Here is an 11,510-nt window from a genome sequence, read left to right on the forward strand (position 1 = left end):
AGTATCCTGCTCCCTATTTTTTGAAACTATCATGTGAAATATTCAATCCTGGCATCCGGAAATTTTTCCTCGATTAGCGAAGTTAGATATTCCCTTATTTCCACCGCGTCCTTCCTGGGATAGACATATTTGTACCTGCCGAATTTTCCCCATTTAAGGGTGCGTTTGTTTTCGTCCATGTCCAGGAGGGTATCAGGGAAACGCTCCATTATAACCTTTTTCGCGGCTGGGGTGAACCTGTGCTGGATGAGCTCGAATGTAACGGGTTCAGCCGATTTGACCGTATCAAGCCTGCGCCGGAGTTCGTCAAACAATTCAAGATATTCCTCTTTCCAGCGGTCGTAAACCATTATTGGAGCAACTATAAAGCCGATAGGGTAACCGGCTGCAGCGAGCTTTGAAGCGGCTTCGATCCTTTCGTCGAAGCTGGCGGTGTTGTGTTCAAAGGTCTCTATGACATACCTGGAGTTGATGCTCACACGGAAGCGGGTCCTGCCGTTATGCTTCAAACCGAGCAGAGGTTCTATGTTGCTAAACTTTGTTACGACCCGCAGCCTGGCATTATCCAGGGCTCCGAAAAACTCGATCGTCCGGGCAAGGCTGCCTGTGATATGTTCAATCGCCAGCGGGTCGCCTGCGCTCGCCACCTCAAAGATGGTCAGCCGGTCGGCGTTCCGGGCGATGTGCTTCTTTATGGAATCGAAGATCTCTTCCAGGTTTACATAGGTCCTGAGATAAGGCTTGCTGCTCTGCGTGGTATACAGGTAGCAGTATTCGCAGCTTGCAGGGCAGCCGGTGACCAGCGAAAACTCGAAATCGGCGGACGGTTTGCATACGTCAAATTTCAGGCTTCTCTTGACTGTAACGACAAGGGTTTTCTTGCCGCCTGCATATTTCTGCCCATCGGTAGTCCCTGGAATAAAGGAAGATACCTTTTGAAGGGGTGCTATTATGATCTCAGTAGAGGTACCCTCAAAATAGTCATGGATTTTCTGTCCAAGGGGATAGTCCAGGGCTCTTGGCTCAAAAATCACCCTGTCGGGCGAAAACAGTTTCATGGTTAACATCTCCTTCGCATAATATCCTGTATAGCGCCTCTTGAAAACCTGTTTCTTTATCGCGTTGTTATAGTGCAAACTTTATAGCCACCGGAGAAACACTGTAAAGTACCGGATTCATTCTGGAAATAATATTAACCGGGTATCATAGAGCTCCCAACTTTTACAACGTGCCATTATTGACTTTTCAAGAAGCTCTATTGACTTTTCGGAAAGCTCGAATCGATACAGTACACGCCTGTAATTATATATATCATCTAAATTTATAATAATCACGAGGTAACTCAAATACGCTTCCAGCAGGGAGATGGAAATGGGGGATGGAAACAGATGAAAAATAAGGATAGTTTATACTTGACATTTTTAACTTCAGCAGTCCTGATTTGTTTTTTGATTCTCAGCTCATCGGCTGCACTGGCATCTAACGGACAAAATACATCGGATAGCAACTCATTGAATAACAGTGAATTTCCGTATCCGCGTGGAACAGCTCCGGCATACGGGATGATGGGATGGGAGACCGGCACTCAGTTTCTAACAGATAATGCTACACTTATTCACCTCGGATGGAGCACCTCCATAACTCCGCAGCAGTTTGTTGATAACATTAATAGAGGTAAACAACTGGGAATCTCGAAATATCTGGTAGCTACCGGCGGTCCCCAGATGGAGACGGAAAGCTTCTGGAGAGACGTCAGGGACCTGGGGGTTACTGATGATGAATTCTATGGGGTTTATTTCCCTGACGAGGAAGATAATCCTTCAACGCTTATCAGTATGTACACAGGTATGAAGAGATACTTCCCCAATGCTGTTGCTGGCGATTATTTAGGTGACATGCAGACCGGGCGTGATGATGAGGAATTTATTCCGGGACTGGATGTCTGTTATTTCACTACCTACACGAAATTTCATCCTGAACGCCCGCACGCCTGGGTATATGGGAATCTTATTGCCAATGCCCCTGACTGGAAAAACGCAGGAAAAACCGTATATGTAACAACCGAAGCCTTTGGTCAGGCTATTGAAGTGAATAATTTAGATCCGGACCTGGATACTGAGCAAAAAGTGGCTGATCGCCACGAAAGCCAGATTGTAATGGGAATCTTAGGTGGAGCGCAGGGGGTTTTCTCATATGCCTACAAATACTCAGCCGATACTCCAAACTATGAAGGATGGGTTGACTTTAAGCCGAAATACGAACAGGTCTGGCCCTGGATTATGAACGACAACCGTACACTTCTGGCAACAAATGTGACAAGCGGCAGGACAAGTATAACTTCAGATCCGGGCGGCACAATAGATGCGGTTACTGCGTATATGTTTACTGATGCCGATGGTGGAAAACTAGTTGCATCATCCAGTATGCTCGATTTTACTGAAGCAAATGGTACGGAAAACGATGCAATAATCACCGGCGTACCAGATGGAACATATGAGGTCTTATGGGAGAACCGAACCGTGACCGTTACTGACGGAACCATTAATGATACCTGGGAACCGTACGAGTATCATTTCTACCAGTTAAAGGAAAATGATACCTGTACCGGATAAGCCCATACGTTACCTCGTTTCCGGTTAAAGTTCTTTCACAGGGGTTGGCAGGTTACTATTCCTGCCAGACTCTCCTTTTCCGGCAAAGCGTTTGACAAATTCGAGACTTGCAGATATGGAAGAGATATCATAGGATAAACTGGATGGGGGCAGTGATATTATGGACCTCAACGAAAAGATAGACATGATAGGGCGTTTATACCTTGGACTTGAACAAATCGAAGAATGTGCGGAATTCTCAGCTTTGATTCCTGAAGTTCGGACGAATTTCGTTTATGCCTCAAAAGACTCAGCTACTCCGGACGATGTGCTTGCAATCGACGGGAGGATTTCCGTAGTTGATGGATTTCCGGCAGCAATCGGAAAAATAAAATTCGGAGCTTCAGGCTATATGGCACACCTTCTTCTGGAAATCCGGAGAAAAGATCCTGAGATAAGGTCTATTATAGATTTTGCGAATAACCCGGAGATTGCCGAGTTCCTAAAAGCTTACTGCAAAAAGAAGGGATGGGATTTTTCAGTTGTCGACCGGAGCCGTGAACCTGAGAATCTGAAAGATGCGGAAGGAGAAGCCATCTCCTGGAAAGTCGAAGAAGCTATCCGGGCTGCAGGGGGAAAAATGCCAGGGGTCTTTTATGAAACCGGAGCTGTTGGGAAAGAGCCGGTGAGTATTCTTGTGGGGAAAGACCCGCTTGAAGTCGCGGAGCAGATGTGTGAACTTGCCAGAAGTTACCGTGAGTCAGGACAGAAGCCGAAATGAAACTAAAAAGCTGTAAGCCGGAAAATAGGAACTGGTAAAAAGGGATGAGGAAAGGATTGTAAAACCCCTTCCCCGGTGGAGTAAAGGAAGCCGATTTTCTGGCTTTTTAATCTTAACCGGCATCAGTAGGGGTTATGATTGCCGGTTTCGGTATCCGTTTTGAGAGGTATGGTTTGTTCGCTTTTATGCGATAATAAATAGCACTTTGTTATATTTAAATCTATGTTGCATGTTAGTAGACTACATACTAGCATAATGCAGTTTACGGCAGGTTCTAAAAAAATATTCTTGCTTTTATTAATGAAGAATAAGATGAGTTACAGAGTTCCTGAGATCCTGCGCATAATAAGATATTTGTATCAAATGCTTCCCGTTTGATACAGGCAGTAATATGATACAAAATAAAGAATAAGTTTACCTGCGTGGAGAATCTTTCCCTGCAGGTTCGTATCTCGTACTCAGGGTAAAAAATGGGACTCTGGTCTATGCCTTAAAGTAACTTTCCTTTGCCTGAGTTCTGTGAAGGATGTGCATACATCCATGGGCTTGAACCTGCTCCTCTGCCTTCGAAGAAAAAAGCTTGCTCGAACAGGAGAATGCACTTTCAGACCTGTACAGAACAGTCAATTTTCTATTCTATGCATCTGAATGAAATCGTCAGGATGAAGTTTTAATATTAATACACATATTTTTTAATTAAAGAATAAAGAGTGGGATGGATAATTAAAATAAGGAAAACGAATGTACGCATCATAAAAATAAAAGGAAGACGCGCCACAAAAAGGATTTACCATTTTCATGTCATGAAAGGGAGTGGATAGAATGGAAGGAAGCCTTTTCAAAAGAATTCTGGTCGCAACCGACGGCTCGGAGAATGCAGAAAGAGCGGCTTCTTATGGAATAAACACGGCAAAGGCAGCAGGTGCTGAAGTACATGCACTTTATGTGATCTCTACTCAGCATGCAGTAACTACACGGACCGTTATGGGCTGGAGTGAAGCCTTTGAAGAATATCTTGCGAATAAAGGCGGGGCTGCAGTTGGCAACGTGGAAAAGCTTGGAAGAGAAGCCGGGGTTAAAGTTAAGCCCGCATTTCTGAAAGGCATTCCGGCGGATAAGATCCTTGAATATGCCGATGAGAACAATATTGACCTCATTATAATGGGCACACACGGCCTTACAGGAATCAAAAAATTCCTGATTGGCAGCGTAGCTGAGAAAGTAGTCAGGCATTCAAAGATTCCCGTAATGGTTATCCGATAAATGCAGGCCTTTTGGCCTGCTAACTCTGATTCTCAGTGCCGGGAAGCTGTTATAAACAGCGATTTTAATCCTTAAAAATCCCTGAGCCTTTAAACACGTCTCTTGCTTCCTCAAGACTCAGATCCTCGGGGGGCACAATGATGTCGGATTCCGTGATCTCTTCCGCTTCAATAGGCTCCCCTTTTTTCTTTATCTCGGAGATCAATTTAGCAAGTTCGCTCTGGAATTCCTCGGCTTTTCCTTCCTCAACCAGATCCACGATCCGGTTATCGATCTGGTTCAGCTCGTCACAGAGAGCCTCAGGTGCTCTGTACTGGCCTTCGCCCATAATCCTGATTATCAATCCTCAGACCCCCTTTCGTTCTTCAGTATTTTCTTCCCCGGCTTTCGTTTTTTCAGATCCTTTTCCGGTTTCGGCCTTGAGCCTGGCAAGTTCGGATTCTACATTTGTCTGGGTGCTGATTTTTGCAAGCTCCCGGTCTATTTCATCCCTGCCGCCTGTAAGGTCTTCAAGTGTGCCGGCTTCCATAAGCTCGTCAATTGCTTCAGCCCGTGCCTTCATCTCTTCGGTCTTGTTTTCAGCCCTTTCGAGGGCAAGACCTACATCTGCCATTTCCTCGCTTATCCCCGTAACGGATTCATTGATTTTTACCTGGGCTTCAGCTGCTGAATACTGGGCCTTAATCGACTCCTTACGGGTTCTGAAAATCTCTACTTTTGTTGAAAGGCGCTTTTCTGACTCCACCAGTTTCTCCTGCTGCTGATCAAGCTCTGCGATTTCCCGGTCAATCCCATCAACCTGCTGCTGAAGGGCAGCCTTTCTTTCAAGAGCGAGCCTTGCAAGATCCTCCCTGCCAGCTTCTATTGCGTCTCTTGCCTGACCTTCAAGTTTTTCCGTGTTCTGAACCAATTTTGCACGCTGGAGCTGGAGGCGTTTTTTAGAAGTTGCCACCTCTGCAACTCCCTTTTTTACGTTCTGGAGCAATTCAAGCTGCCTTTCGTAAGAATAATCCAGCGTCTCCCGCGGGTCATCCATCCTGTTAAGCACCTTATTCATCTTTGATTTGAATACCGTTTCCATTCTTGAAAATAATCCCATATATTTTCCCCTTTGCTTTTTTCAAAATTCTCAAGCCGAGCCGGTCTGAGTTTTCATGATTTTCTTAACATTCCTGCTAAGACCTTTCAGGCACCCTGTCAGGCGGCTTTAGCGTTTTTGCAGCTTATCGGTTTTCGCAGGAATTATATTATTAGCATATCTATATTTCTACCTGTATTTCTTTTCTACCTATATTTCTCCTACCAAATCAAATCTTTTTTCCTGAACGAGGTTCACCTTTCCACACTTACCTTTATAATAAGGAAATTTTATAGTGTCATAATTATATAAATTCTGAAATTATTCGCTGATGTGCGAACGATTTATATAATCTAAATGCAACTTATCTAAAGATATTATGGCAAAACCTGAGAGTAAAACAGAATTTTTTTATAATGAAAAGGGACTGATAACAGTAGGCAGTCCTGTTAAGCTCCAGATCCTCAATTTGCTCAGGAAAGAACCCAGGTCATTTGATGAAATCGTAAAATTTACAGCAAAAGCCAAATCAACCATTTCCGTACACCTCAGCAATCTAAGGTCATGCGAGCTTGTGGAAGAAAACCCTGACCCACAAGATCGCCGCCGCAAGATTTATTCCCTAACATCCCGCTACATGGGCTGCTCTCAGGAACCTTTCATAGAGCATTACAGAAATTTGCTGGAAAAGGCTTCCACAAACGGAAAAGACAGATCCTGCTTTGCGGAAATCCTGTTCCATGCGCTTTGCTTTGGCTTTGAAGCATACGGGATTGATAATGCCCCGGTTGTAAAAACGATCGGAAACGACCTTGGAAGATCGGTTTCCTCCATTTTCGGATCCGAAACCCCTGATGAGCTCCTGAGAGAGATTGCGGATTTTCTGGAGTTCCACGGAGAATGCAGGGTATCCGTACTCACCGAGTTTCCTGCTCTTCAGATTGAAGACAGTTTCAAAGCCAGATCAATGCCTGTCATCGGAAAACCTTTCTGCACCTTAAGAGAAGGAATTATTGAAGGGATTCTTGACGGAAAGCTGGAAAAGGATTATAAAGTCACCGAGACCGAGTGTTACGGAACAGGGCACGAACACTGCCTATTTAAGGTAACAATATAAATTCCTTTTTTATATTCGCCGATTTACATACAAATTATTATTAATAATTCCCGGTTTTAAGTCGCATCTCATCCTCAAAACCTACTGGCTTATAAAATGTTTCTCTGGCCAGCTCTTTTTTTTGGGTTTCAGCCTATTTTCTCACAGGGGCAATCTGTCAGCGAGCCTCTCCGATTATGACTCCCATCTCAGACTTCAGGCGAGGCCCTATTGCTGCAACTATACCGGGACCATCGGTTTTTTCCCGGCACACGATTGCATGTTCCAGCAGCCCCAGACGTTCGATTTCATAAATATCCCTTCCGTGTCCTGTTTTTTTAATTGCGCTTTTAATTTCCGAACGGGTTGCTCCGTTTACAATTACCCTATCGGTGGTTGCTTTTTTCCAGTTCCACCACAGGTCAAGCTGTTTTTTAGTAAAGCGTGCTTTTAAATTCTTATTTGCCTCAATAACCTCGACTTCAACCGGCAAATGGGATATAAGGCCGAATCTGGAGGCAAGTTGTTTTGGTCTTCCAGTGCCCAGAGCTTTAAGCTCTTCGGCTTCAACCCTAACAGGCACACCGATATTTACCAGAAAAGCATCCTCTCCGAAAGCCTGGAGAAACCCAATGTATACCTTTCCGGGTTCAGCTTTTTCTGCAGGCGTCCCATATCTGGAGGTCAGCAGATTCGCAGACACCTCCTCATCCTCGCCTTCAAGAGTATATTCAGCCCAGTTTTCAGGGGTAATGGATATCTCAACCTTTACTTCAAGCTCTTTCAATTCATTCTCAACAAGGGTTTTTAAAAGACCAGCCATCCTTTCCCGGTTCTTTCCGTAAATATGCTGGAGGGTTACAACTTTTATCATATTCTTCCTACCGATTCTCTGCTTTGTTTTTGATGGGGAATGGACAGGTTCTCAGCTTCTGAGGTAAGTTTCCAGAAGCGCTTCACTTTCCTCCAGGGCTAAGATCACAGTTTCATCAATTGGGCTTTCTGCCCTCTCAATCTGATTCTGGAGTTTCTTTATATCCCGGCTATAAGGGCCAAGCTTCCGGGAAATCGTATCCCTGCTATCTCCCTGTTCCACAGCGTCCCTATAAATACTTTCTATTTTATTTCGGAGTTTTTTTACCTTCTCAAGAATCTCGGCACTCAGAGGGTCCAGCTCTTTTGCCTGCTCAGGTTCATTCCCTTCTTCCCCGTCTACAGCCTTCTCCCTCTCAGCACCCGTAATTCGGGTCTCTTCTTGCTGATCCTTCGGAGGCTCCTCTGCGATGATATCTCTGAACTCTTTGAGGGCAGTTTCGACTTCTCTTCCGTACTCCGTAAGTTCGACAAATTTTATCCGCCCCTCGAATGTGAATCTTATAAGTCCGCACTGTTCCATTTTCGCGAGGATTCTTGTAGTATGGGCAAAGGTGGAATCTATCTCTTTAGAAATAACAGATGCATAGGTCTTTCCCATCGAACCAATAAATAGCAGGGCACGAGTGGGTTTTTCCTGCAAAAATAACTTTTCTGCATTTTCATCGGACATAATATCACATTGAAATTTTCTAGCGGATTACTTCTGGATCTGAATCAAAGCGTTTTAAGTATTCGTCAATAATTTATATAACACCGGGGATACTTTCAGGCTGTGTTTTACCTTTGCTCTTTTACCTGAGCAACTCATCCCGAAAGTTTCCTGATTATCTCTTTTATTTCCATTATAGGTGCATCGGTTCGGAATGAGGTTCCGCTGAGGTGAGTCCTCGACGCCTCAAATCCGTTAGCCCTAAGGGCTTCTATCAGGATTTCTATTCCTGTTGCTGAAACTCCGAGTTCTTTACAGATAACGTGCTGGTCATAGAACATTGGAATATCGAGTTCGTCCCTGCAGAAAGTAATTAACTTATTTGCTTTATCCTTTGTGTTCAGAGGATGCACTTCAAGTTCGGAGATTACCTCATTACAGAACGCCTGTTCCCTGAATGGTCCAAGCCATAGAGGACCTGCAATTTGTGTTAAAGACCTGCATACAGGGCATTCCTTTTCGATATGTACGGCAAGCCCGTATACCGACCCCCGAAACCCGCATGTCGGACAGTGAATACTGAAACCCATTGATTCCAGAGTCCGGTCAGTCTGTTTTGTCCCGGGAAGAATTTCGAGATAAGTACGAACATAATGGCGCGTCACATGGGAAAGCAAAGGCGACATTCCTTTTTCATGCTTTGCAAGCTCTCTGGCACAGGCTCCCAGGAGAACTCGAAGCCCCATCTCACTGTGATATTCCGTGTTAAGGGGTACAGCCGCATATTTCCTTATCCCGGCTTTCAGGTGGGCTCCGCATAGAGGAGCCGTATCCGTTGCCGTAACCGACAGCAAATTCCGAACCGAGGCAGACGCCGCGTCCAGGAAAGGCGAAGGGGTACCGAAAGGATCGATATCCACGATATGAAATTTTTGCTCATGAAGTAGCACGTTTGCGCTCTTGCGGGTAGCCAGAGTTCTTTCCTCAAGCCCGTTAATTTTTACATTTTCCTTTATCATTTCAAACGCGTCTGAACTCCAATCATTCATGGTCGCATGGATTCCTACTTCGCCTGCAATCCTGAGTCCCCTTATCCCTGACGCTGAAAAAGCGTCCACATAACGGATCTCTTCCCTGAGAAGCTCTTTTCTCGAAAGGAGCCTTCCCACAAATGCTGCCGTAGCTGCGACATTAATATCGCGATTAAGCTCCATCTCCGGATTGTAAAAAACCGGAGCTGCCGAGGGAGGAAAGGCTGCATCCGGAGGCGGTACCGGAACTGAAACCTTTGTTGTGCCTTCGACTATGGTTTTATATATCATTTGAAACTGCTATACTTTGGGATATTATTTTACAGTGATGGTCATCTGCATCCTGGGGTAACCCTTTACACTGAAATTATAGCTACCGGGCTCATCGAATGTATGCTGCGTGGTATCTCCGTATACAAGCCTTTGATCCTCGAAAAGGTATTCCCTGCTGGTCAGGACAAGCACACTGGATTCCTGATAGTTTTTCCATACAACAGTTTCTCCGGTATTGATTTCCAGCCTTGAAGGAATCATGAGGTAATCCTTAATCCTCACAGAATGCGAGGTCTGGGCGGTTCTTCCGGGCTGTGCAGCCCCGGTTCTTTCTTCTTCAGTCCATGCTTCAGTTTGCCCTGGTTCAGCCTCTTCCCAGGTTCCCGGAATTGCTGTCTCTTCCGGTGTTCCTGATTCTCCCTGTGTTTCCGCTTCAATCGGTGTTTCAAATTCTTCCTGTGTTACCGTCTCTTCCGGTATTCCCATTTCTCCCGGACTCCACGTTTCCCCGTCTATACCTGCCTCTCCCGGTGTCCACATTTCCCCTTCGGTTGCCGTTTCTTCCGAGGTCCACATTTCTTCCTGCATGCCTACGGGTGTCGTCATCTGCCTCGGTCTTTGCGAGCCTCCTGAACTGCTACCTGCACCCCGGTCTTCTTCCTCGTTCTCCTGCTCGTCCTCCGAACTCAGGCAGCCTGATATTAGTACTGACAGAACAATCAGGAGTAAAATTACTTTGTTTGTTCCCAATCGCCTCCCCCTTATTATTAATCTACCTTTTTTACTCCCATTTTAATATAAGCCTTTTATAAATAATAATGCTTTCTTATAACAGTCCTTTAAGCAGGAGTTTTCTTGAAATACACGCGCTGATATTAACTGGTAAATGCTGATCCGGATAATATAATACGGAATCAAATTCAGTGTTATTTGCCTGCTGTTACAAAAGAAATTACGGCTTTAAAGGTCTCAATTTACAGCACTGATCCTCAATATCCAGAAAAGAGCTAATGAGTGCTCGGGAAGATCCCTGCTTAAAAGATATTAAAAATAGATTTGCCAGGAAAATTCCCGGCTTTTCCGCAGAATCCGTATTTCCTGTTTTTAGATACTCTTCGAAATAATGAAACATTTAGAGTGTTCCATTAATCCAATTTTACCTGAGCGTTCTACTTTTTAGTTTTGAAGATTTATTTTTCAGGGCTCAACCACACTGACAGTCACATTCATTCTTGGCTGACCTATAACGCTGAAGTGATATTCTCCGGTCTCATTGAAGGTATAGGCAAAAGGGCGCTTGTACGAAAGGTTTGTTTCATCAAAGAGTTTTTCTTCACTCACCAGGGTAAAGATCCTTTTCGGGTTGTCCTCCCAGTTTAACCAGGCAACGGTCTCTCCTTGCTTAATTTCAAGACTTGACGGGCTTGCCATATTATTGTCTAGTCTTACAGTATATGCAGCCGATCTTATTTCGGGAGTTGCGGCCCCGACTGTCCCTCCGGTTTCGTTTTCTTCCGGTGTTTCAGTTTCTACCTCAGTCACATCTTCTGCCGGTGTTTCAGTTTCTACCTCAGTCACATCTTCTGCCGGTGTTTCAGTTTCTACCTCAGTCACATCTTCTTCCGGTGTTTCTACAGCAGTCGCATTTTCCACAGGAGTAACCGTTTCTTCAGGAGTTATGTCTTCCTCGGGCGAAGGCTGTTCATCCCCTGCGCATCCTGAGAGTAAAACGGAGCTGAATATCAGAAGCAACACAATTATTTTTGTTTTCATTTTATTCCCCACAGCTTACGGTTATGAATTTCGGAAATTAATACCGGACTCAAAGTTTAACACGATTCATAAGCTAATATTTATTTGAAACTTAACTGT

12 protein-coding genes are annotated in these 11,510 nt (G+C 44.6%); 4 read left to right on the forward strand and 8 right to left on the reverse strand.

Features of this window, described 5'->3' with window-relative positions; genetic code table 11:
- Positions 1-29: 29 nt before the first annotated feature.
- On the reverse strand, positions 30-1,058 hold the full coding sequence (gene splB, locus EQO05_RS07020) for a spore photoproduct lyase (protein ID WP_128505062.1): 1,029 nt from the start codon (positions 1,056-1,058) through the stop codon (positions 30-32).
- Positions 1,059-1,388: 330 nt separating this feature from the next.
- On the opposite strand from splB, the gene EQO05_RS07025 reads away from it, so the two are divergent.
- The 3 genes from EQO05_RS07025 to EQO05_RS07035 all read left to right on the forward strand — a co-directional run bounded on the left by EQO05_RS07025 (position 1,389) and on the right by EQO05_RS07035 (position 4,635).
- Entirely contained in the window at positions 1,389-2,612 is a 1,224-nt protein-coding gene (locus tag EQO05_RS07025; RefSeq protein WP_128505064.1) for a hypothetical protein, read from the forward strand.
- 160 nt (positions 2,613-2,772) lie between these two features.
- Positions 2,773-3,372, forward strand: coding sequence for a thiamine-phosphate synthase family protein (locus EQO05_RS07030; protein ID WP_128505066.1), 600 nt, complete (start codon positions 2,773-2,775; stop codon positions 3,370-3,372).
- Positions 3,373-4,194: 822 nt separating this feature from the next.
- Positions 4,195-4,635, forward strand: coding sequence for a universal stress protein (locus EQO05_RS07035; RefSeq protein WP_205793728.1), 441 nt, complete (start codon positions 4,195-4,197; stop codon positions 4,633-4,635).
- Positions 4,636-4,699: 64 nt separating this feature from the next.
- Here EQO05_RS07035 and EQO05_RS07040 read toward each other — a convergent pair whose 3' ends face one another.
- Positions 4,700-4,978 carry a hypothetical protein gene (locus EQO05_RS07040; protein ID WP_128505070.1) on the reverse strand — a complete coding sequence of 93 codons (279 nt, stop codon included), beginning with the start codon at positions 4,976-4,978 and terminating at the stop codon, positions 4,700-4,702.
- 3 nt (positions 4,979-4,981) lie between these two features.
- Complete coding sequence (locus EQO05_RS07045; protein ID WP_128505072.1) at positions 4,982-5,734, reverse strand: PspA/IM30 family protein; 753 nt, start codon at positions 5,732-5,734, stop codon at positions 4,982-4,984.
- A gap of 358 nt (positions 5,735-6,092) precedes the next feature.
- Here EQO05_RS07045 and EQO05_RS07050 point away from each other — a divergent pair, with 358 nt between their 5' ends.
- Positions 6,093-6,830, forward strand: a complete 738-nt coding sequence (locus EQO05_RS07050) for a V4R domain-containing protein (protein WP_128505074.1) — start codon at positions 6,093-6,095, stop codon at positions 6,828-6,830.
- 157 nt (positions 6,831-6,987) lie between these two features.
- On the opposite strand, the gene EQO05_RS07055 is transcribed toward EQO05_RS07050, so the two are convergent.
- The 5 genes from EQO05_RS07055 to EQO05_RS07075 all read right to left on the reverse strand — a co-directional run bounded on the left by EQO05_RS07055 (position 6,988) and on the right by EQO05_RS07075 (position 11,411).
- Positions 6,988-7,683, reverse strand: coding sequence for a DUF2110 family protein (locus tag EQO05_RS07055; protein ID WP_128505076.1), 696 nt, complete (start codon positions 7,681-7,683; stop codon positions 6,988-6,990).
- Positions 7,684-7,734: 51 nt separating this feature from the next.
- On the reverse strand, positions 7,735-8,355 hold the full coding sequence (locus tag EQO05_RS07060) for a MarR family winged helix-turn-helix transcriptional regulator (protein ID WP_128505078.1): 621 nt from the start codon (positions 8,353-8,355) through the stop codon (positions 7,735-7,737).
- Between the two features lie 134 nt (positions 8,356-8,489).
- The gene (locus tag EQO05_RS07065; RefSeq protein WP_128505080.1) at positions 8,490-9,656 is read right to left on the reverse strand and encodes a tRNA (guanine(10)-N(2))-dimethyltransferase; all 1,167 of its coding nucleotides are present in this window, start codon (positions 9,654-9,656) and stop codon (positions 8,490-8,492) included.
- A gap of 24 nt (positions 9,657-9,680) precedes the next feature.
- The gene (locus EQO05_RS07070; protein ID WP_128505082.1) at positions 9,681-10,388 is read right to left on the reverse strand and encodes a cupredoxin domain-containing protein; all 708 of its coding nucleotides are present in this window, start codon (positions 10,386-10,388) and stop codon (positions 9,681-9,683) included.
- Between the two features lie 447 nt (positions 10,389-10,835).
- Positions 10,836-11,411, reverse strand: a complete 576-nt coding sequence (locus tag EQO05_RS07075) for a hypothetical protein (RefSeq protein ID WP_128505084.1) — start codon at positions 11,409-11,411, stop codon at positions 10,836-10,838.
- Positions 11,412-11,510 lie beyond the last annotated feature (99 nt).

Origin of the sequence: Methanosarcina sp. MSH10X1, assembly GCF_004099695.1 — an archaeon.
Lineage (GTDB): Archaea > Halobacteriota > Methanosarcinia > Methanosarcinales > Methanosarcinaceae > Methanosarcina.